The organism is Bordetella tumbae (assembly GCF_965139195.1).
Lineage (GTDB): Bacteria > Pseudomonadota > Gammaproteobacteria > Burkholderiales > Burkholderiaceae_B > Bordetella_A > Bordetella_A tumbae.
Genome location: NZ_CBCSJH010000024.1, coordinates 22,164 through 42,838 on the forward strand (window position 1 = coordinate 22,164; position 20,675 = coordinate 42,838).

The 20,675-nt window shown below is 60.5% G+C and carries 17 protein-coding genes; 9 read left to right on the top strand and 8 right to left on the bottom strand.

Translation table 11 applies throughout. From position 1 onward, the window contains the following. Positions 1-141: 141 nt before the first annotated feature. Positions 142-1,434: a putative Na+/H+ antiporter gene (locus ACNA0J_RS20560; protein ID WP_415820728.1), complete on the top strand. Its 1,293-nt coding sequence runs from the start codon at positions 142-144 to the stop codon at positions 1,432-1,434. A gap of 27 nt (positions 1,435-1,461) precedes the next feature. On the opposite strand, the gene ACNA0J_RS20565 is transcribed toward ACNA0J_RS20560, so the two are convergent. The 3 genes from ACNA0J_RS20565 to ACNA0J_RS20575 form a co-directional block, all read right to left on the bottom strand. Then, positions 1,462-3,888: a TonB-dependent siderophore receptor gene (locus ACNA0J_RS20565; RefSeq protein ID WP_415820729.1), complete on the bottom strand. Its 2,427-nt coding sequence runs from the start codon at positions 3,886-3,888 to the stop codon at positions 1,462-1,464. Between the two features lie 192 nt (positions 3,889-4,080). Continuing rightward, entirely contained in the window at positions 4,081-5,118 is a 1,038-nt protein-coding gene (locus tag ACNA0J_RS20570; protein ID WP_415820730.1) for a FecR family protein, read from the bottom strand. Between the two features lie 4 nt (positions 5,119-5,122). Next, a complete protein-coding gene (locus tag ACNA0J_RS20575; RefSeq protein WP_415820731.1) occupies positions 5,123-5,659 on the bottom strand; it encodes a sigma-70 family RNA polymerase sigma factor in 537 nt (178 codons plus the stop codon). Between the two features lie 323 nt (positions 5,660-5,982). On the opposite strand from ACNA0J_RS20575, the gene ACNA0J_RS20580 reads away from it, so the two are divergent. From ACNA0J_RS20580 to clsB, 5 genes are all read left to right on the top strand, one after another. Beyond that, positions 5,983-6,309: an FmdB family zinc ribbon protein gene (locus tag ACNA0J_RS20580; RefSeq protein WP_415820732.1), complete on the top strand. Its 327-nt coding sequence runs from the start codon at positions 5,983-5,985 to the stop codon at positions 6,307-6,309. Between the two features lie 20 nt (positions 6,310-6,329). After that, positions 6,330-6,971: a DUF502 domain-containing protein gene (locus ACNA0J_RS20585; protein ID WP_415820733.1), complete on the top strand. Its 642-nt coding sequence runs from the start codon at positions 6,330-6,332 to the stop codon at positions 6,969-6,971. A 41-nt stretch (positions 6,972-7,012) separates the two neighbouring features. After that, entirely contained in the window at positions 7,013-8,800 is a 1,788-nt protein-coding gene (gene aspS / locus ACNA0J_RS20590; protein WP_415820734.1) for an aspartate--tRNA ligase, read from the top strand. Between the two features lie 122 nt (positions 8,801-8,922). After that, the gene (locus tag ACNA0J_RS20595; RefSeq protein ID WP_415820735.1) at positions 8,923-9,783 is read left to right on the top strand and encodes an endonuclease/exonuclease/phosphatase family protein; all 861 of its coding nucleotides are present in this window, start codon (positions 8,923-8,925) and stop codon (positions 9,781-9,783) included. Continuing rightward, on the top strand, positions 9,780-10,991 hold the full coding sequence (clsB, locus tag ACNA0J_RS20600; RefSeq protein ID WP_415820736.1) for a cardiolipin synthase ClsB: 1,212 nt from the start codon (positions 9,780-9,782) through the stop codon (positions 10,989-10,991). Before ACNA0J_RS20595 ends, clsB begins: the two co-directional genes overlap by 4 nt. 5 nt (positions 10,992-10,996) lie before the next feature. On the opposite strand, the gene ACNA0J_RS20605 is transcribed toward clsB, so the two are convergent. The 5 genes from ACNA0J_RS20605 to ACNA0J_RS20625 all read right to left on the bottom strand — a co-directional run bounded on the left by ACNA0J_RS20605 (position 10,997) and on the right by ACNA0J_RS20625 (position 15,783). After that, a complete protein-coding gene (locus ACNA0J_RS20605) occupies positions 10,997-11,278 on the bottom strand; it encodes a hypothetical protein (protein WP_415820737.1) in 282 nt (93 codons plus the stop codon). A 2-nt stretch (positions 11,279-11,280) separates the two neighbouring features. Next, positions 11,281-12,471, bottom strand: a complete 1,191-nt coding sequence (locus ACNA0J_RS20610; RefSeq protein ID WP_415820738.1) for a hypothetical protein — start codon at positions 12,469-12,471, stop codon at positions 11,281-11,283. Positions 12,472-12,715: 244 nt separating this feature from the next. Then, positions 12,716-13,594, bottom strand: coding sequence for a DMT family transporter (locus ACNA0J_RS20615; protein WP_415820739.1), 879 nt, complete (start codon positions 13,592-13,594; stop codon positions 12,716-12,718). Positions 13,595-13,610: 16 nt separating this feature from the next. Further along, positions 13,611-15,053 (bottom strand): MFS transporter, encoded by a 1,443-nt coding sequence (locus ACNA0J_RS20620; protein WP_415820740.1) that lies wholly within the window; start codon positions 15,051-15,053, stop codon positions 13,611-13,613. Between the two features lie 163 nt (positions 15,054-15,216). Continuing rightward, complete coding sequence (locus ACNA0J_RS20625; protein ID WP_415820741.1) at positions 15,217-15,783, bottom strand: CoxG family protein; 567 nt, start codon at positions 15,781-15,783, stop codon at positions 15,217-15,219. A 250-nt stretch (positions 15,784-16,033) separates the two neighbouring features. Here ACNA0J_RS20625 and ACNA0J_RS20630 point away from each other — a divergent pair, with 250 nt between their 5' ends. From ACNA0J_RS20630 to ACNA0J_RS20640, 3 genes are all read left to right on the top strand, one after another. After that, positions 16,034-18,085: an acyltransferase family protein gene (locus tag ACNA0J_RS20630; protein ID WP_415820742.1), complete on the top strand. Its 2,052-nt coding sequence runs from the start codon at positions 16,034-16,036 to the stop codon at positions 18,083-18,085. Between the two features lie 103 nt (positions 18,086-18,188). Then, on the top strand, positions 18,189-19,208 hold the full coding sequence (gene waaC / locus ACNA0J_RS20635) for a lipopolysaccharide heptosyltransferase I (protein WP_415820743.1): 1,020 nt from the start codon (positions 18,189-18,191) through the stop codon (positions 19,206-19,208). Between the two features lie 21 nt (positions 19,209-19,229). Further along, positions 19,230-20,669 carry a 3-deoxy-D-manno-octulosonic acid transferase gene (locus ACNA0J_RS20640; RefSeq protein WP_415820744.1) on the top strand — a complete coding sequence of 480 codons (1,440 nt, stop codon included), beginning with the start codon at positions 19,230-19,232 and terminating at the stop codon, positions 20,667-20,669. Positions 20,670-20,675: the final 6 nt, after the last annotated feature.

Genomic DNA, 20,675 nt, shown 5'->3' on the forward strand with positions numbered 1-20,675 from the left:
GTCTGGACGCGATGCGCGCGGGTAGGGCAAATGCTTAGTCCGTGGGCACGTGCTGTACAAATCGCTGAGTTATAGTCCCTGAGTTTTCCCGCACGCTGCGATCGATGTGGGGGTGCACTGCTATGTTTCAGGGTTTCTCCTATGCCAGACACTATTGAGCTTGTCGCCACTATCTTGTTTGCGGTGGCGGTTATCCACACCTTTTCGGTGCCGATCTTTGCGCGCCTGGCGCATCGCAATGGACCGCATGCGGGGGTGTGGCATTTGCTGTCCGAGGTGGAGGCCGTATTCGGCGTCTGGGCTTTTGTGTTGATCGTTTGCATGGCGCTGCTTAGCGGGAGCGAAGCTGCCATTCATTACGTGGATACGCGCAACTTCACCGAACCGCTTTTCGTGTTCGTGATCATGGTGGTGGCAGCGAGCCGGCCGATCCTGGAATTGGTGGGCCTGGTCGTGCGAGGTCTGGCGCGTTGTTTGCCGGTGCAACGCGAGGTCGCGACGTTTTTCGTTGTGATGTCGGTGGTGCCGCTGGGAGGTTCGTTCATCACTGAGCCGGCGGCGATGACACTGGCGGCAATTCTGCTGCGTGATGCTTATTTCTGCCGATCGGGACATACGCGTTTTAAATATCTGACGCTGGGCGTGTTGTTTGTCAACGTGTCGATTGGCGGGGTATTGACGGCTTATGCTGCGCCACCGGTCTTGATGGTGGCTTCCACGTTTGGATGGGATTCGGCCTTTATGGCGATGCATTTCGGCTGGCGTGCTGCGATTGCCGTGTTCATCAATGCTGGGGTTCTGACGTGGATCTGCCGTAGTGCCTTGATCGATCATCGTATCGGAACGGGCAATGGGGTCAATGCTGCGGAAGACGAGCCCCCCCGCCGCGCTCCTGTGCCTCTGTTGATCATTCTGATTCACTTGGCATGCCTGGTGGGGATTGTGATGACGGCGCATCATCCGGCCGTCTTTTTGGGTTTGATGATGCTGTTCATCGGTTTTTCCCATGCCTATCGGCGTCATCAAGATCGTTTGCTGATCCGCGAGGGGCTGATGGTCGGTTTTTTCCTGGCGGGGTTGGTGGTCTTGGGTGGCCTGCAGAAATGGTGGCTGCAGGATTTGCTGGGCGGCTTGGAACCTACTGTATTGTTCTGGGGCGCGACCGCGCTAACGGCGATCACAGACAACGCCGCGCTGACCTACCTGGGTTCGCTGGTCGAGGGATCGAGCCCGGCATGGCATTACATGTTGGTAGCCGGTGCGGTGACTGGAGGCGGATTGACGGTGATTGCTAATGCGCCCAATCCTGCGGGTTACGCGATTTTGCGGCCCTTTTTCCCTGACGAAGCAATCTCCGCAGGCAAGCTGTTCTTGTCTGCGCTGGTGCCTACGCTGGTGGCGGCCGGGATGTTCTTGTTGCCGCTGGGGCGATAGTATCCCGGTCCGCGATCGATAGTCCCGCTACCAACGATATTTCAGGCTGGCCGTGACCATGCGCGGAGCGCCTTCGTAGCAATAGCCCGCGTCGCAGGTCGTGTAGTCCCTGTTAAAGAGATTCAAGGCATTGACCTGCGCGCTCCAGCCTTTGAGCGACGGTGATAGGCGTCCCAGGTCATATCCGATCTTGGCGTCGGCCAGCAAATGCGCTGAGTTCTGGAATGTATTGGTCGCATTGCCCCAGCTGGTGCCGACATAACGCAGGCCGAAACCGACGTCCAGACCAGCCAGTGCCGTGTCTGATTGAAATGTGTAGTCGGTCCACAGCGAGAACGTGTGCCGCGGCGTGCCGGAAAGCGTGCGGCCGTCGGTCTCCGGTGAGCCGGACATATTGACAGCCATCAGGTAGGTATAGGCACCGTGGACCTTCAGTCCCTGGGCCAGGTCGAGCATGCCTTCCAGCTCGATACCGCGGCTGCGCACCTTGCCGGTCTGCACTTGAAAGAGCGGGTTATTGGGATCCGTGACCAGCGCGTTGGACTGTTTGAGTTCGAAGATCGACGCGGCCACGTAGCTGTTCATGTTGCTGGGTGCGTATTTCACGCCTGCTTCGACCTGCCGCGCGGTGGTGGGGTCAAAGGTCTGGCCGTTGGCGTCGACGCCGCTAGTGGGTGCGAACGAGGTCGAGTAGCTCACATAGGGAGCGATGCCGTTATCAAAAACATGGGTCAGGCCAGCACGGCCCGTAAACTTGCGATCGACGGTCTTTTCCCGGCTATCGGCGATCAGGTCGTCCGCGATGCTGGTGCTCCAGTCATGACGGCCGGTGAGGGTCACGATCCAGCCGTCGAACTTGGCTTGTTCTTGCAAGTAGAGCCCGGTCTGGCGTTGACGCTGGCGATAACGCGAGGCGTCGGTCGGTGGGTCTTCCGTGGGGCCTAGTGGCTCGAGTGTCGAGGCATCGAGATCAGAGGCTGTGCCGTAGCCGATGCCGCCGTCCAAGCCGAGATAGGAATAATCCAGTCCCACGAGCAGCTTGTGCTCGACATCGCCCGTTTTGAAGTCGGCCTGCAATTGGTTGTCGACCACAAATGATTTGAGTTTGTCGTGTACATAGCCTGTGGAGCGGCTGATGGTGTTGGCCTCGGTGTCGATTTCGCCGAGACTGTTGTAGCGGACATGGGTATTGACCTGGCCATAGCGCAGGTTTTGCCGCACGGTAAAGGTGTCGTTGAAGCGGTGTTCGGCCAGATAGCCGACTCGGAATTGCTCTTGATCCTGACGGTTGTAGTCACCGGTGGAGCCTGGCAGGTCCGAGCGGGCACCGCCCCACGCGTAATAAGGCAGGGCAGCGGGCGTCCTGGATTTCAGGTATTCGCCCAACAGGGTGACTGTGGTGTCGCTATTGGGTTGCCATGTGAACGCCGGGGCGATGGAGGTAATGTCGTTGTTGCCGCCACCGTCGGTGTTTGGCGAGCCCGCGTCGCGTACGACACCGGTGAGTCGATACAGCCACTGGCCTTCTTCGTCGGCGCGGCCGCCAATGTCGAACTGGCCCTGTTTGCGCTGGTAGTTGCCCGTCATGAGCTGGACTTCGCCAAACGGTTCGTCGACCGGGCGTTTTGAGGTGATGTCGACCAAGCCGCCGGGAGAGCCCAGACCATAGAGCGCCGAACTCGGGCCACGCAGCACAGTCACGTTCTCCACACTATAGGGCTCGACTTTGAATACCGACATGTTGGCGCCGGGCAGGCGCAGGCCGTCGCGATAGATGCCGGTGTAGGTGACGTCGAAACCGCGCAAGGTAAAGACATCAAAGCGCGGGTCGAAGCCACTTTGCTCGGTACGTACGCCCGGTGTGTAGGAAATGGCCTCGAGCAGTGTTTGCACGTTGCGGTCGTCCAGTTCCTCGCGGGTGATGACGGAGGCCGATTGCGGCGTTTCCAGCAGGGAGGTGTCGGTTTTGGTGGCGGCGATGGTACGTGCCGCCACATAGCCCTGCGTCGATGGCGCGCTGGCTATGGCGGTAACGGCAGGCAGCGTGGCGACCTCGTTTTGCGAGGCGGCGGGTGCCGGACGCAGTACGTAGCCGGATTCGGTTTTGTGGGCAACATAGCCGCTGCCGCGCAGCAGCAGATTGAAGCCCGCTTCGATGCCATGGCTGCCACGCAGGCCGGGTGATGTCAGGCCCCGCAACTGGCGCGCATCCATCGCGAGAGATACGCCCGCCTGTTGTGCGTATTGGTTCAACGCGTCAGCCAGCGGCCCGGAGGGAATGTTGTATGTCACAGTTGCCGCGGTCTGGGCATAGGCGGGCAAGGCAAGGCCTAGTCCAAGCGCCAAAGATCCGGAAAAGGCCAAGCGTACGATCAGGCTGAGGTGCACGGGCGTAAATGTAGCGTGACGGTGCACTGCGGCGCGGTGCCGGTGCGTTGCGGCGGGTAGGGACATGGTTCGAGTTCCTGGTTTGCGTTGCAGATTTTTCGGTGTCCAAGACATGACGAACGAAACGCAAAAAGTGGAACCGCAGAAACAAAAGAATCTTCGAACTGATTACATTGGCGTGCCGATTTGTAGAAGGCCGTTCATTTTTGTGTATACGGAGCCCGGCGCATTGCCCTTGGCTCAGACCTCCGGGGGATATCACGGATTCGGAGCCGGAGCATCGATCAGCACCAGGTAGTCGGTCAATGTGCGCACGCGCAGGTTTGGAAAGCTGGCCTGCAGCAGTTTTATGGCCTGGTCTGGCGCGTCCAGCGGCAGCACTGCGCTGACACGGATGTTCTCGATCTGCGGGCGGTCGTAATAGATGAAACCGCGCCGGTGGCGAGCGAGTTCGTCCAGTATCTCGGTGAGCGGCCGGTCGGCGGCGATGAGCTGGTGACGCCGCCAAGCCTCCTCTACCTGCGTGGGCACAATGGTTTCGGGGGGGCTGACGGCATGCTCTGTAATGCGTACGCGTTGCCCGGCCTGGATCTGGATGGCGGCATCGGCATGGCCTTCGCATTGGGCTGCGGTCTGAACTGCTGTGCGCGATTCGATCATGCTGAGCACGGTAACGTCAGGATCGCGTTCGACGACAAAACGCGTGCCCAGCGCCCGCACGCAACCGTGAGTCGTACTGATGACGAATGGTCGAGAGGTGTCTTTGGCGACGCTTACCAGGACGTTGCCTTGCACGAGCTCAATGGCGCGGCGTTGCGAGTCATAGTGGAAATTGACGGCGCTGGCGCTGTCGAGCGTGATGTGGGTGCCGTCGGGCATGGTGTGGGTTTTCCATTGACCGGTGGAGGTGCGCAGGTCGGCCAATAGGTAGGTGGGTGAGGCGATGTACAGCATCAGCGCGAGGGGGACACACAAGACGAGCAGGAGCAGTAGCGAGACGGTCAGACGCTTGGTGCGCCGCCGGCGGTCGTTACGCGCCTGTACCGCGTCGAGCGCTGCGCGTGCAGGGCGGCCATTACCGGCCGTAGGCGCGCGCAGGCTCTGCATCAAGCCGATCAAGGTTTCCATCACCGCAGCTTCGGCAGCATGGCGCGGGTCTGCGCGTTTCCAGGCTTCGAATTCGTGGCGAGCGCGTTCGCGCTCAGCCGTGTCATCGCTGGTGAGCCGTACGATCCAGTGAGCGGCTTGTTCGGCCAGCGGTCCCAGAGCAGGGTCGCTTGTCTCGGGCTTTGCCATGCCGTCAGGTGCCTGGTTGGGTCATGGCAGGGCAATGGGTACGGCAATGCAGCAATGCCTGCACCAGATATTTTTGCACCATCCGTTTGGAAACTCCCTGGGCGATGGCGATGTCGGTCTGAGACTGTTCTTGCAGATAGTGTCGCAGAAAGGCTTCCCGTACCTTGGCGGGCAGTGTGTCGAGCGCCGTACTGATTTGTTCCAATGCCTGGACGGCCATCAGGATCTGGTCCGGTGATGGGTAGCCGGGCAGCGTTTGAGCCAGCGACGTCAATTCGGCCAGATAAGCCTGTTCGATGAGCTGCCGCCGGGAGCGATCCACCAGCAGGCGCCGGGCCGTTGTGACGAGATAGGCACGGGGCTCTTGAATGCCCAGCAGCGCATCGCGCGATGCCATGATGCGCACAAAGGTATCGTGGGCCATGTCGGCGGCATGGTGCGTATCGCCCAGTTTGCGGCGCAGCCACGCCTGCAGCCAGCCGTGATGGTCGGTGTATAGCGTAGCGACCTGCTGTTGGAGCGAGGATTCGTTGGCGCGCAAGACGTTGGTTCCAGCAGGGTTCTGTCAGTTTGCCGTCACGGCTCCCGGCAACACATACGCTCATCAGGCGCGGCAAGCGGGCGGTACGAGAGTGGAAACTTGATTTGGTGGATGAGAATTATTTTCATTCTATGAGATGGTTCTTGTCGCTGGCAAGTACGCCGCAGGAGCAGGTGTTGGCCGCAGGACACTGCCTCGTCGGCAAAAACCGCTAAAATTCAATACTTTCCCGTATTGGATCCGGCGCCGCCAGGCCGCCGCCTGCTTGCCCGGGTGGCGACACGGCGGTTTTTGATGCGCCGGCGTGCCTGGAATACCCAACGATGCCTATCTATGCTTACAAATGCAGCGCCTGCGGCCATGCCCAGGACGTCCTGCAGAAAATGTCTGATGCGCCGCTGTCGGTTTGCCCCGAATGCGGTCAGTCCACGTACACCAAGCAGGTGACTGCGGCCGGTTTTCAGCTCAAAGGCTCGGGCTGGTACGTGACCGACTTCCGTAACAATGGCGCCAGCGGTGGCGCCGCCACGCCCGACAGCGGTACGTCCGGCACTAGCACCACGGCCACGCCGGCTGCGCCTGCCAAGAGCGACGCCAGTCCCGCGCCAGCCGCCGCCGCATCCCCCCCCGCGCCTGCGGCAGCTTCCTGATCGCTCTGGGGCAGATGGGCATGCGCATCATCAAGAAGTATTTCATCACTGGGTTGCTGATCTGGGTGCCCCTGGCGATTACCGTCTGGGTCCTGGGTTTGCTGGTGGCGACCCTCGAGGGTTTTGTGCCCAGCTTCTTGTCTTCGCAATCCCTGTTCGGCATCAATATTCCTGGTTTCCGGTTTGCGCTGGTCATCGTGGTGGTGCTGCTGACGGGGATATTTGCCGCCAATCTGCTTGGCCGCACGCTGCTCGAACAGTGGGAATCTCTATTGGGCCGCATCCCGCTCGTGCGTTCCATCTACAATTCGGTCAAGCAGGTCAGCGACACGGTGCTGGCACCCAATGGCCAGGCGTTTCGCCAGGCAGTGTTGGTGCAGTATCCGCGAGCCGGGTCCTGGACGATTGCGTTCCTGACGGGCGTGCCTAGTGGCGAGGTGGCGAACCATCTGCCGGGCGAGCACGTCAGTGTCTATGTCCCGACGACGCCGAATCCTACGTCGGGATTCTTTCTGATGATGCCTCGCGACCATGTCATTGAGCTGCAAATGAGCGTGGACGCTGCCCTGAAATACATCGTATCCATGGGCGTGGTGGCGCCGCCGGCCCAACCGGTCGCGGCAGTTACCCCCATTCCGGCGGCTCCGGCCGTCGATTCGTAACTTTTTTACGCTGACACACAGCACCTAGGAGTCATTCCGCAATGCGTACCTGCTACACCGGCGAGGTTTGCCGTGACCATCTCGGCCAGACTGTCACCCTGTACGGCTGGGTGAACCGCCGCCGTGACCACGGTGGGGTCATCTTCATCGACCTGCGCGACCGCGCGGGGCTGGCCCAGATCGTGTTCGATCCGGACAATGCCGCCTTTGCCACCGCCGAACGCCTGCGCAACGAGTTCTGCATCCGCGTCACCGGTCTGGTGCGTCTGCGCCCCGAAGGCACAGCCAATCCCGATCTGGCCTCGGGCGAAGTCGAAGTGCTGTGTAAAGAAGTCGAGATCCTGAACGCGTCGATCACGCCGCCGTTCCAGCTCGAAGACGACAATCTGTCTGAAACCACGCGCCTGACGCATCGTGTGCTGGATCTGCGCCGCCCGCAGATGCAGCGCAATCTGATGCTGCGTTACCGTGTGTCCATCGAAGTGCGCAAGTTCCTGGATCAGTTGGGTTTCATCGACATCGAAACCCCGATGTTGACCAAGAGCACGCCCGAAGGCGCGCGCGACTATCTGGTGCCTTCGCGTGTGAACGCCGGTCACTTCTTTGCCTTGCCTCAGTCGCCGCAGCTGTTCAAGCAGATGCTGATGGTGTCGGGCTTTGATCGTTACTATCAGATCACCAAGTGCTTCCGTGACGAGGACCTGCGCGCAGACCGTCAGCCGGAATTCACCCAGATCGATTGCGAAACCTCGTTCCTGAACGAAGTCGAAATCCGCGAGATCTTTGAAAACATGATCCGTCATGTCTTCAAGGTGGTGCAAGACGTCGAGCTGCCTCAGCAGTTCCCCATGATGAGCTGGACCGACGCCATGCAGCGCTATGGTTCGGACAAGCCCGACCTGCGCGTGAACCTCGAGTTCACCGATGTGGCGGACATCATGGCTGATGTGGATTTCAAGGTATTCGCCAGCGCCGCCACGACACCTGGCAGCCGCGTAGTGGCCTTGCGTGTGCCGAATGGCGGTGAATTGTCGCGTAGCGAGATCGATGCCTACACGCAATTTGTCGCGATTTACGGCGCCAAGGGCCTGGCCTATATCAAGGTCAACGAAACCGCCAAGGGCCGTGATGGCCTGCAGTCGCCCATCGTCAAGAATCTGCACGATGCCGCATTGGCCGAGCTGATCAAGCGCACCGGCGCACAAGACGGCGATATCATTTTCTTTGGCGCCGATCGTGCCAAAGTCGTCAACGATGCGATCGGCGCCTTGCGCGTCAAGATCGGTCACAGCGATTTCGGCAAAAAGCACAACCTCGCGTCCAGCGGCTGGAAACCCCTGTGGGTGGTCGACTTCCCGATGTTCGAATACGACGAGGAAGACGGCCGCTACACTGCTGCGCATCATCCGTTCACCAGCCCCAAAGATGGCCACGAAGACTTCCTGGAATCGGATCCCAGCAAGGCATTCGCCAAAGCCTATGACATGGTGCTCAACGGTTGGGAAATCGGTGGCGGCTCGGTTCGTATTCACCGCGAAGAAGTCCAGAGCAAGGTCTTCCGTGCGCTGAAGATCGGTGCCGAAGAGGCCCGCGAGAAGTTCGGCTTCCTGTTGGATGCGCTGCAATATGGCGCGCCTCCGCACGGCGGGATCGCGTTCGGCCTGGACCGTATCGTGACCATGATGACCGGCGCCGAGTCGATTCGCGATGTTATCGCTTTCCCCAAGACCCAGCGCGCACAGTGCCTGCTGACGCAGGCGCCGTCCGAGGTTGACGAGAAGCAATTGCGCGAGTTGCACATTCGCCTGCGCAATGTTGAAGTGAAATGAAGTAATCTGCGGGCAGAGGGTGGCGCGGGCCTGGGTCAGGCCGGTTTGTCACTCACCCGCTAGCCAGGGTAAGGGCAGCTTAGGCTGCCCTTGTCCGTTGCATAAAAGGCGCCATTCGGTTTATGTCGCTTATTCGCGTTATCAGCTACAACATTCACAAGGGGCGATCGTCCCTCGGGGCTCGCGAGTCGTTGAACGACTTGCGTCTCGGCCTGTATGGGCTGCGCCCCGATCTGGTGTTTCTGCAAGAAGTGCAGGGCCGCAATGAGCAGCGTTCGATGTCGGACGCGCAGCACGAGTCATTGGCGGCAGCGTTGCGCTTGAATGTGGCCTATGGCTGCAATGCCATTCGTGATCGTACCGATCATGGCAATGCATTACTGTCGCGCTATGAGATTCTGGACCACGAGAATCTGGATATCTCCGATCATCGGCTAGAGCAGCGTGGATTGCTGCATGCGCGGGTCCGGGTCGAGGACCGCGACGTACACTGTTTCGTGGTGCACCTCGGGTTGTTCGCGGGCAGCCGCAGTCGACAGGTCCTGGCGTTGTCCGAGCGCATCGCTCGATCGGTGCCCGACGGCGATCCTATTCTGATCGCGGGGGATTTCAACGATTGGGGCGATCGTCTGGCGCCATTGTTCGTGCAGCAGTTGGGCGTCGTCGAGGTCTTTGCCAATGCGCCGCGCAGCCATGGCGGGGAACTGCCTCGCTTGCGGGATTCGGTACGGCGGCTCAGTAATGCCTTGAGAGGCGTACCCAATTCACTGGCCGTTCAAGAGCGCAGCAATCAACTGGGGATGGACGGCGCCTATTGCCCGCTACCGCCGCCGCGCACCTTTCCGGCCGTGTTTCCGTGGTTCAGGCTGGATCGCATTTATCAGCGCGGATTCGCGGTGCGCAGCGCTCGTGTCCTGCGCGGCCGCCAATGGGCGCGCCTGTCGGATCACGCCCCGTTGCTGGCGGAGCTCGAGCTGCCGTGAAGGCCGATATCGTCAGGCTGGACTGGACCGATCACAACGCCGTCGACCTGTTGCAGAATGGCGCCGATTTTTTTCCGGCGTTGTGCCAGGCGATTGATGCGGCACGCGTCAGCGTGCATCTGGAAACGTACATCTTTCTGCCAGATCGCACTGGTGAGCAGGTCCTGCATAGTCTGGAGCAGGCGGCGCGTCGCGGTGTAAAGGTCCGAGTCGTGCTGGACGGTTTTGGCAGTGCCAATACCGCGCAAGCCATGCGTGATCGTATTGTGGAGGCGGGCGGACAATGCCGTATTTATCGCCCAGAGCCTCCGTGGTATGGACGCCTGGTGCCGTCACGCAGCCGATTACGCCGTTTGCATCGCAAGCTGACGGTCGTGGACGGGGAAATAGCCTTTATCGGCGGCATCAATGTGGTGGATGATTACGACGATCTGGATCCTCATGACGGTATCAATGCGCCTCGTTTTGATTTTGCAGTGCGAGTGCGAGGCCCTCTGGTCGCGTATGCGGTGCATGCCCAGGACTTGCTGTGGGTACGGATGAATTGGGCCAGACTGCGCCGCTATCCGCGCGACTGGCCTCGTATCAAACTGGGTTTGCCATCGTGGCCCTCTGCGGTATTGGCGGGCCATCAGCGTGCCGCACTCGTGCTGCGTGACAACTTGCGCTATCGGCAGACATTTGAGCGAGCCTATTTGTATGGCATTCAGCATGCCCAGCGCGATATCCTGATCGGTAACGCCTATTTTTTTCCTGGACGCCAGTTTCGCAAAGCACTGCTGCGTGCGGCTGCACGAGGCGTCAAGGTGCGTTTGCTGCTGCAAGGCAAGATCGAATACCACATGCAGTATTACGCGACGCGATCGCTGTACGATCAGTTGTTGACGGGCGGAATAGAAATCTATGAGTACATGCCCAGCTATTTGCACGCCAAGGTCGCGGTCATTGACGGCATGGCTACAGTGGGCTCGTCAAATCTGGATCCGTTCAGCTTATTGCTGGCACGCGAGGCGAATGTCGTGGTCGATGACCTCGCCTTTGCCCACGACTTGCAACAACGTCTGGAAACAGCGATTGCACAAGGAGGGCGTTTTGTTCGCCCTCTGGACTATCAGCGGCGAGGTTGGTGGAAGCGGTGTGTCGATGCCGTGTCATACACGATGCTACGTATCGGCGTGGCCTTGACAGGGCGTTCCGGGGAATACTGATTGTCTCAAGCGGAACGCGGCGCCTGAATGCTGTGCAAAATGTGGCGAATGACTTCGTTTGCAGCCTGGGCCTGTTGGTCGTCGGAGACTGTGTACAAGATTTCCTCGAGCTTGTTTTCAGCGTCAAACAGGAGAGATCGCAGCCATTTTTCATCGAGCGCTACGACTTCTTGTTCGGACTGGCGTAGCGCCGCTTGCACTTGTTCAATAGTGGCATCTTGCGACAAGAACGAAGCGCAAGCCTGTTCTACGCGTTGGACTGCCTCTGGGTATAGCCAAGTATTCATTTTTATCCTCCTCGACGAAGAATGGTGACGATGACGTTCCCACCATTTTCGGTGACAGCCCCAACATTACCACTCCAGTAAGTGGTGCGGCTCACGCCGTTGACGATCGATGTGGTGGGATCTCCCGTGCGGATGACGTGCTCGACGATATTGGGAGAGATATTGCGGCCTGCTCCCACCGTGCCTGCAGGAGCGCCCAACCCGGACGGCAGCATGCGGTCTACCGCGTGCTGCGAATAAAGACGGTCGCCGATTTGTGCGTAGGTTCGGCCTCCTTGCGTGACTTTGGGATAGTCGTTCCACGACCCCCAAGGTAGGGAATCATGGGTAGCAGGGGCCGATTCTGCCGGCCGGGCTCCGGCTTGGCGTGCGGTTTGCGGGGTTTCAGTGCCGGGTCTGGGCATTGATCCGCTCGCTCGCCGTGGCGCCAGACGGCCGGCTCCCCGGGTCAGCATGGCGATGACCGCACCGACACCCATCGCCATGACGCCTTGCGCGAACTGCTTGGCCGCTTCGTTCAGGTCGTTGTGACTAGACGCGTCGATGGTCAAATTGAAGAATCGCGCCAGATTCTTGATACCGCTGAAAATCGCCCACCCTGCGAAAGCAAAGCCGATGGCAATCAGCGCCGCATCAGCGACAAACCCTACGCCGACGGCGTGCGAGCCTGCCCAGATCACGAGACCGCCGACAATGATTGCCAGATTCGTACCGCTGAGTTGGCCAGCCAGTTCCGTTTTGAGTGCAGCAGGCATGTACTCCAGGCTTTGATTGAGGACGTAGCTGAAGCGATCGGCCAAGGACCACTGAGAGACCGGACCGGAAAGCGTGGCCGACAGTTGTGCGGGCTGAACACTGCCGTTGATATCGTGGCTGGCAGAGTCTGGCAGGGCGACTGCGGAGATCTGGCCGACCCGCATCAGCGCCATCATTTGCTCGACAGTCTGCTGGGCAGAGTAATGTCCAGGGACCGAGCCAGAGCAGATCAACCGCCGATAAAGCGCCGACAGTTTGGCCAGCGACGCATCATTACGCAGGTGGGGATACAGCACCGCACGCAGGCGCGTGGGCTCGTTGATGACCAGCGATCTGGATATTCCCTCGAATACATACCAGGGACCGATGAGCAAAAGTTCGCCGTTATTACGCAGAGCGGCGACTTCGCCGGATCGTTCTAGTGATTTGACGTCCATAGGGCATGTCGTTGTTTTGTAATGGCCACGACTGGGCTCTGGCGAGACGATGCGACACACCGGCTTGCGACAGAGCCGTCAAATGCTAGCAATCTTTGTGTAATAAGCCGCGGAACGACAATATTTTTCGCGCTTGTTTCAAATTGACATAGACGTACGACGTGGGCGGCCTGTTCGCTGCAGATCAGGCCTCTGCCCGGCAACTGAATGCCTGGCCGTATGGAAAGCGCAGGGTCGCTTCTGGTCAGGTGCGCCGTGCGGGCCAGCGAATCAGTCCCAATGAAAGCGCTGTCCCAATCAAAATGATGGCCGCGCCAATCAAGATACGCGCGGTCAACATTTCGTCCAGGAACCAGACGCCCCACAGGACGCCGAAGACCGGCACCAGAAAGGTGACACTCACCGCACCCGTCGGCCCGACGCTGGCGATCAGGCGAAAGAACATGATGTAGGCGAATCCGGTGCAGAGAATCGCGAGTGCAACGGTGGCAGACCATGCTTGCCAAGAGACGGGCTCCGCCGGCCAGGTAGCAATGGCCAGGGGCGCCAGTATGAGCGAAGCCCCTATCATGCTGCCGGTTGCACTGGACAACGCGTCGACGTCGCTGAGAAAACGTTTGGTCCAGTTGGCGGCGATGCCATAGAACAGCGGGGCGGAAACGGCGGCCAGTACCGCGGGCCCGTCGCCGCCGGCGCCGAAATTCAGCTTGTCCCAGACGAGCACAACAATCCCCAATACGGCCACAGCCAAGCCAAACGCGCGACTCCAGGCCAGCCGGTCTTTCAGCCATAGCCAGCCGATGACGGCACCCCAGACGGGTGTGACCGCGTTGGCGACAGACATGAAGCCGGCGCCCAGAGACTGTGCGGCATAGGCATACAGGAGGAAGGGAATGGCGGAATTGAACGCGCCCACGACCAGAATGGCTTTCCAGCGCTGTGCGATCAGGGGAAATTTGCCACGCAGGGCGGCCAGAGGCAGTAGTGTCAGCGCCGCCAGACCGACGCGCAGTTCCATGAGCGGACCAGGTCCAAACTCAGGCACGGCGATACGCATGAACAGAAATGATCCGCCCCACACTGCCGCCAACAGCAGCAGGTCCAGCAAGTCGCGACGGCGCATGGCGCAAATTTCCAGTTTAGGCTTTGCGCCGTTGAGCGGCGCGGGTGAGGACGTTTTTCATTTTGACGCGATGCGCCAGATAGGCACAAGCCAAGGCCAGCAGTACGCAGATGACCAGGCCAATACGCACGCCTTGCAGGACCGAACTGCGGGCAATGGCAATGCCGACCAATGCCGTTCCTGCGGCGCTGCCGATGGCGCGAGTAGTCTGTACCAATGCGGAGGCGATGCCGACGTCGCGGCGCTCGCTGAGCATCTGCATGAACAGAGTCAGATTGGGCAGCAGAAAGCCCAAGGCACAGCCATTGACGAAGAAGGCGGCTAGGATCCAGATCGTCGAGGTGTCTTTGCCAAACGCCAGCACCATCAGCGAGCCTACCGCCAACAGACAGCCGCCAAATACCATCAGGCGCTGTGGCTCGCTCTGTTTGGGAAAGAGCTGTCCATTGATGATGCTGCCTATGGGAATGGCTGCCACCAGCGGTGTCAACAACAGGCCAGCCTCGCTCGGTGTGTAGCCCATTTCCGTTTGCAGCAGCAGGGGGCTGTAAAAAATCAGGACGAACATCACTGCACCGACGGCGAGGCCGGCAACGTTCAGCAATTGCGGCTCGGGTTGAGCAATGACGCGCAACGGGAAAATTGGCGAGGACACCCGCCGCTCGTAGGGAATCAACAGCGCAATGGCAGCCACGCCTGCCAACGCCAAAGCCAGTGCGATCATAGGGTGGGCATGCTCGCCGGGTGCAAAGGCCAGTTCCATTGCGGCTAACGGCGCACTGACGGCGATGACCAGCAAGAGGCTGCCCACCCAATCTATGCGCTGGCCGCCCGTCTGCGCCGCAAGCGGCCGGATACGTGGAAAATAGCGCGCCAGCAGGAACAGGGCGATCACTGCGGCGATCGGGGATATGAAGAACGCAGCACGCCAGCCCAACGCCTGTGTGGCAGCACCGCCGAGCAGCGGTCCGATGCCGCTGGCCATGGCAAAGGCCGCCGACACCAGCGCCAGCCAACGTACGCGTTCTTTGGCATCGGGAAATAGATCTGCTGGCGCGGCAAAGGCCGTGGCGATCATCATGCCGCCGCCTATGCCTTGCAACGTACGGAAGACGATCAACTGAGGCATGGACTGCGCCAAGCCGCAGGCGATGGAGCCCAGGGCAATAATCGCCACAGACAGCAGCATCAGCGGCTTGCGCCCGAATAAGTCTCCCAGGCGTCCGAAAATCAGAATGGACGCCGCGGTAGCGAGCAGATATCCGGTCCCCACCCAGGCGTACAACGCCATGCCATTGAGGGCCTGTGCGACGCGCGGCAGCGTCGTGCTGACAATGGTGGAGTCAAAGGCGGCCAACACGACAGTGGCCGACACGCCCATCATCGCCATCAGCAAATCGCGCTTGGAGCGGGTAGGCTCAGCAGCGGTTTCAGCAGAGGGCGTCGCAGGTGTGGTCATGCCGCCAAGGATATCATTGACAGGTCAGCGATTTAATCGTGAACCACAGATGATTCGACGAAAACGCGACAGTACATATTGGCCGGAGTGCGAGTTCGAGCCATTGGTATGCCCTACCAATGGCCAGACAGGAGTATGGCGGCCCGCATGGGGCGGGCCCGTCCTATTTGAACAACGCGTGATACCCGACAATCACGACTACCACTGCTGCCACGGCCAGCCACGACCAGCGTGAGGAGGCCAGGCCACGTTCGGGTTCTTGTACTGGTGGTGGGGGCGCGATACGCGGGACCCTGGACATGTGATCGATGAAAGCGGCAAAGAATTTTTCTACAAGCTTGCCGCCGGCTTTCATGAGTATGGGATCGCCGACCTTGCCCAGCGATCCGCCCGCCATGGCGGCCACCGTATAGGCCAGGCGCGTGCCGTCGTCTTTCTCCGATAAATTGATCTGCGCCGTCCCGATTGCCAGGCAAGCGGTCGGGCTTTTGCCTTCGAAAGCGAGCGCGCAACTGTGCGGCGGCTTCAGTTCGGAAAGCAAAACTTCTCCTTCGTAACTGGCTTCTACGCCGCCCACATTGGCATGCAAAGACAAGGCATACTCTGTCGGGGACCGGCGTTCGATTTTGACGCACCCCGGCAGGCATTTCTGCAGCACAGCAGGATCCATGAGTGCGTCCCAGGTCTGGTGCTGGGTGGACGGAATCCATTGAGCATCGGCTATGCGCATGGCGGTCTCCTTGGTCTGCTTTTGAATTCATTGTGGACCTGACTGCCGTCGTTGTCATCTATCTCGCGTTAAGTATCCGCCGCGAGGCAGAGGCACCGTCATAGCGAAAATTAATGAAATGTAGCGAAATAGTACGTTTGGATACGAGTAAATTAGGACAAAACCCAATATAAACAGCGGCTAGCATTAGGCATGGCCTGCATGCATGAAGTTTCCTGGGTGTTTTTACGCATGAGTTGTGCCACGCCGTATGTCGTCTTCTTTGTATTTCCCTGAATATCGTCCCGATATAGATGGTTTGCGCGCGCTGGCCGTGCTGTCAGTGGTGCTGTGCCACGCCGGTGTGGCTGGCTTTGGCGGAGGCTACGTCGGCATCGATGTTTTCTTTGTGATTTCCGGCTATCTGATCACTGGGCAAATCTTGTCCGGCTTGTATCAGCGCGAATTCTCCTTCTGCGATTTTTATGCACGGCGCATCAAGCGCATTGTGCCGGCCTTGTTGGCGGTGGTTGCGTTCACCTTGGCCGCGAGTTTTTATCTGTTGATGCCAGACGAGTTGGCCGAGGCCGGCAGAGCGGCCTGGCAGACGGCGTATTTTTTCTCGAATCACTATTTCTGGGGCTTGGGCAACAATCACTGGGACCAGATTGCACAGGGCACGCAACCGCTATGGCATGTCTGGTCCTTGGCCGTGGGAGTGCAGTTCATCATCGTGCTGCCAGGCTTGCTGGTGTTGCTTTTTCGTGCAGGCAGGCGCGTTGATCCGGCGGGGCCGCATCTTTTCGCCCCACCGCCAATATGGGTGGTACGCAGCGTATTGACCGGGCTGGCCTTGGTGTCGTTCGCTGTGAGCGGCGCTCTCTTGCAGGCCGACCCGTCGGCGGCGTTTTATCTGCTGCCGTCCCGCGCCTGGGAGCTGCTGTTCGGGGGCATCATTGCATCGCTGGCAGGGTCGCGCCTGAGCCGGCCGCCACTGTGGTTGGCCGAAATCTGCTCGATCATCGGCTTGGTCTGCCTGCTGTGGGGCGTGTTGACCTATACCCAGGCGACTCCGTTTCCTGCCGCGCACGCCTTAGTGCCGGTGGCGGGCGCGGGGTTGATTCTTTATGCGGGCCATTCGAGCACGCCGGCCTGGATGACACGGTTGTTGTCTTTGCGGGCGCTGGTGTTTGTGGGGCTGATGTCCTATTCGCTGTATTTGTGGCATTGGCCGTTGTGGGTCTTGTCGCGCTCGACAGTGTGGTCGGTCCACGGCTGGCCACAAATCCCGGTGGCAGGGTATCTCGCGCTTACATTCCTGGTCTCATGGGTCTCGTGGCGTGGGATCGAGCGTCCTTTCCGGACGGGGTGGTTCTCGACAGCAGGATCCAGGACGATACTCGCCGTGGCATTGGGCGTGTGTATCGCGGGCGTTGGGGCGGGATGGTGGACCATACACGCCAGCCGTACCGATCAGCAGAGTTTGCCGCCAGTGCTGACCCAATTGGATCGTGACACCAGCGTAGCGCCAGGTATCGAATGCGAAGGCAAGCCCGAGCTCGACGCGATCCGTATGGGACAGTCGGGATGTGAGCTGGGAGATCCCGCGACGGCTGCATCCCAGCCTGACTTCATTTTGCTGGGGGACTCGCATGCGCGGATGTGGGTCAGTGCATTCGATGCGTCGGCACGTGAATTGCAATTGCATGGTGTCGCCATGGCGTATGCCAATTGCGCGCCGTTGCGTGGGGCGGTTTCCCCCGCCCGCACAGATTGTGCGCAGATCACCGATACGGCGCTGGAATATGTCGCGCGCTCTCCCGTCCAGCAGGTAATTTTGGCTGGTTTTTGGACTGAGGCTGAGGCAACGGCGTTTGCGAGACCAGCGGCGGTGGCGAATGGTTCGCCGATGCCTGCACCGACGTTCAGTACCTCATTGCGTGACACCATTCGATATTTGCAGCAGGCCGGCAAGGCGGTAACGCTGATTCTGGATGTGCCGCGGCTGGCCAATGACGATGTCCCTCGCGATTCGGCGTTGCTCAGTGTCAACCAGAAAGGGGTCGATGTGTACGGGCCCAGTCTGGCCGATCATATGGCGCGCCAGGCGGCAATCGTGAGGAGCATCGAGGAGGTCTGGCCGACCGTGAAGCCCTTTGGAATTGTGGATCCGGCCGTTGAGCTGTGCGCGACAGGGCAATGCCTGGTGGCAAGTGAGGGGCGTACCTGGTATCGCAACGCGCACCAGGTGACCGATGACGCCGCCCGCGAATTGCGCGCTGTCTTCTTGCCGTTATTGCGATCCGTGTCCGCTCCGCGCTGAGGCCTCCCGCAGGGCGGGCACCATAAAGTTTACGTTTGTTGTAAATTGCCAGGATTCTGTTTTGCGGCCTGACCCGTATCCCGAGGGTTCCCGCTAGTCATTGATGACAACCCGTATTCTTATTGTTCGTACTTCGTCGCTGGGCGATCTCGTGCACATGCTGCCCGCGATCTCCGACATCGCGCGCCATGTTCCCGATGCTGTCATCGACTGGATCGCGGAGGAGGCATTTGCGGAGATACCGAGCTGGCATCCTGCCGTGCATGACGTGATCAAAGTGGCGCATCGGCGTTGGCGCAAGGCCTGGTGGTCCGAGCCGGTGAAGGCCGAGCGGCGTGCGCTGGCCCAGCGGCTGCGGTCGGTGAAGTACGACGTCGTGCTGGATATGCAGGCGCTGATGAAGTCGGCCTGGCTGGTACGCCAGACCCGTGGCGTGCGTCACGGGCTGGACTGGCGCTCGGCCCGTGAGCCTTTGGCGTCGTTGTTTTATCAGGTCCGTCACCGCGTTGAGTTCTGGCAGCCGGCTGTGACGCGGCAACGATTGTTGGCGTCTCTGGCATTTGGCTATACCTACAGTGGCCCGCCGGATTTCGGATTGCAGACGTTCGCGCAGCAGGCGCGGGCGCAGGCGCAGGCCTGCAAGGGCCAGGGTGATTGCGCCCGTCCGCATCATCATCTGAATACGGATCGTGGCTACGCCGTGATCATGCCGTCCGCCAGCCGTGACGACAAACTGTGGCCCGAGGAGGACTGGCGCGCCGTATTCACTCGCGTGCGCGAGGCGGGGTGCACATTGCGGTTGCTGGCAGGCAATCCGCAAGAGGCCGAGCGCGCCCAGGCTTTGGTGGCCGGCTTCGACGGCGTCGAGGTACTGCCCCGGATGGATTTGACGGCGATTGCCCGGCAGTTGGCCGGTGCTCGCATCATGGTGGGGCTGGACAGCGGTTTGACGCATTTATCGGCAGCGTTGGGGCGTCCCACGGTGGGGATCTATCGGGCCTCCACGCCGGTACGGACGCCTTTGATCGGCTCGAATTTCACTGCCAGTCTAGGGGACCGAGGCGCTCCGCCGTCGCGAGAGGCGGTCTTGGCCTCTGTCGATCAGGCATTGGCGGCTAGCTGATCACGATGGCACAGGGCTGACATGCGACGCGGCACCTACACTCTGGCGTTGTATGTTCTGGCTCCCTTGGTGTGGCTCTGGATGGGACGGCGTGCCCGCCGGGCCGGGGGCGACTGGGGCATTTTTTCAGGCGCAAGGTTTGGCCGGGCTGACGACCGCAGCCCGGCGCCATTTGCCCGTCCGCCCGTCTGGGTACATGCCGTCAGCCTGGGAGAGACGCGCGCGGCGCAACCGTTGGTACAGGCTCTGCTGGAGCGCGGATTGCCCATCTTGTTGACACATACGACGGCGACAGGCCGAGCCGAAGGCGCTCGTCTGTTTGCCGAGGCGATTGCCTCCGGTCAGTTGCGTCAGACATGGCTGCCCTATGATTTTCCTGGCGCTGTGCGCGGGTTTTTGCAGCGTTATGGGCCTCGTTGCGGGCTTTTGATCGAGCGTGAGGTATGGCCTAACCTGTTGGCGCAGGCGCGTCGGCAAGGGATACGCATGGCATTGATCAGTGCGCGATTTTCCGCCTCTTCGCTGCGCCAGGCGGGATGGATGGGACGGGCGTTGCGCGATGCGCTGGCAGGCCTGGATGCCGTGCTGGCACAAACCCCCGAAGACGCCCAGCGGCTGGAGCAGGCGGGCGCGCACCGGGTCAGCGTGACAGGCAATCTGAAGTTCGATCTGAGCCTGCCCGCCGCGCAGGTCGAGGAGGGCCGGGCCTGGCGTCACGCCGTGGGAAGGCCGATCGTGGCCGTGGCGAGTACGCGTGAAGGGGAAGACGCGTTGTTCGTGCAAGCGATAAAGACGCTGCGCGACGCGCGGACGAACGGCGCAGTAGCGATAGCGGACTCTGGAAAGACGGCGCCCGATACAGCGGCAACGGCACAGACGGGCGGCCTGCAGTCAGTGTTGTATCTGATAATTCCTCGGCATCCGCAACGCTTTGAAGACGTTGCACAGCAGTTGAATGCCGCTGGATTGACGTATATGCGGCGTACTCAAGCCCGAAAATACGCGCCGGAGAGCCTTGCGCCTCGAACGGTGCCGCAACAGGGGCAACTGCCGCTGACGCAGGCAGAAAGCTTGCCGCTGACCGATCTCGATGTCGATGTCATGTTGGGAGACACGCTGGGCGAGATGCCGTTTTATTTCGCCGCCTCGGATGTGGCCATCGTTGCGGGGAGCTTCGTGCCGTTGGGGGGGCACAATTTGATCGAGGCCTGCGCCGTCGGCGTGCCTGTTATCGTCGGGCCGCACACGTTCAATTTCAAACAGGCGGCAACTGATGCGATTGCCGCAGGCGCTGCGTTGCGGGCCTCCGACGTCCTTGAAGCATTGGACACGGCATCGGCGCTCTTGGGTGACGAAAACCGCCGTCTGGTCATGGGACGTGCCGCGCGCGGCTGGGCCGCTGCGCATGCCGGAGCCACGGCGCGGACCCTGCAGGCGCTGCAGACGTGGCTGTCGTCGTAGCAGCTT

What these genes read in the sequence shown, in the direction of transcription:
- waaC (WP_415820743.1), top strand. Translation starts at nt 18,189, where the DNA reads ATGACAACCCGTATTCTTATTGTTCGTACTTCGTCGCTGGGCGATCTC.
- ACNA0J_RS20595 (WP_415820735.1), top strand. Translation starts at nt 8,923, where the DNA reads ATGTCGCTTATTCGCGTTATCAGCTACAACATTCACAAGGGGCGATCG.
- ACNA0J_RS20625 (WP_415820741.1), bottom strand. Translation starts at nt 15,783, where the DNA reads ATGCGCATAGCCGATGCTCAATGGATTCCGTCCACCCAGCACCAGACC.
- aspS (WP_415820734.1), top strand. Translation starts at nt 7,013, where the DNA reads ATGCGTACCTGCTACACCGGCGAGGTTTGCCGTGACCATCTCGGCCAG.
- ACNA0J_RS20570 (WP_415820730.1), bottom strand. Translation starts at nt 5,118, where the DNA reads ATGGCAAAGCCCGAGACAAGCGACCCTGCTCTGGGACCGCTGGCCGAA.
- ACNA0J_RS20565 (WP_415820729.1), bottom strand. Translation starts at nt 3,888, where the DNA reads ATGTCCCTACCCGCCGCAACGCACCGGCACCGCGCCGCAGTGCACCGT.
- ACNA0J_RS20615 (WP_415820739.1), bottom strand. Translation starts at nt 13,594, where the DNA reads ATGCGCCGTCGCGACTTGCTGGACCTGCTGCTGTTGGCGGCAGTGTGG.
- ACNA0J_RS20605 (WP_415820737.1), bottom strand. Translation starts at nt 11,278, where the DNA reads ATGAATACTTGGCTATACCCAGAGGCAGTCCAACGCGTAGAACAGGCT.
- ACNA0J_RS20580 (WP_415820732.1), top strand. Translation starts at nt 5,983, where the DNA reads ATGCCTATCTATGCTTACAAATGCAGCGCCTGCGGCCATGCCCAGGAC.
- ACNA0J_RS20640 (WP_415820744.1), top strand. Translation starts at nt 19,230, where the DNA reads ATGCGACGCGGCACCTACACTCTGGCGTTGTATGTTCTGGCTCCCTTG.
- ACNA0J_RS20585 (WP_415820733.1), top strand. Translation starts at nt 6,330, where the DNA reads ATGCGCATCATCAAGAAGTATTTCATCACTGGGTTGCTGATCTGGGTG.
- ACNA0J_RS20620 (WP_415820740.1), bottom strand. Translation starts at nt 15,053, where the DNA reads ATGACCACACCTGCGACGCCCTCTGCTGAAACCGCTGCTGAGCCTACC.
- ACNA0J_RS20610 (WP_415820738.1), bottom strand. Translation starts at nt 12,471, where the DNA reads ATGGACGTCAAATCACTAGAACGATCCGGCGAAGTCGCCGCTCTGCGT.
- ACNA0J_RS20630 (WP_415820742.1), top strand. Translation starts at nt 16,034, where the DNA reads ATGTCGTCTTCTTTGTATTTCCCTGAATATCGTCCCGATATAGATGGT.
- ACNA0J_RS20560 (WP_415820728.1), top strand. Translation starts at nt 142, where the DNA reads ATGCCAGACACTATTGAGCTTGTCGCCACTATCTTGTTTGCGGTGGCG.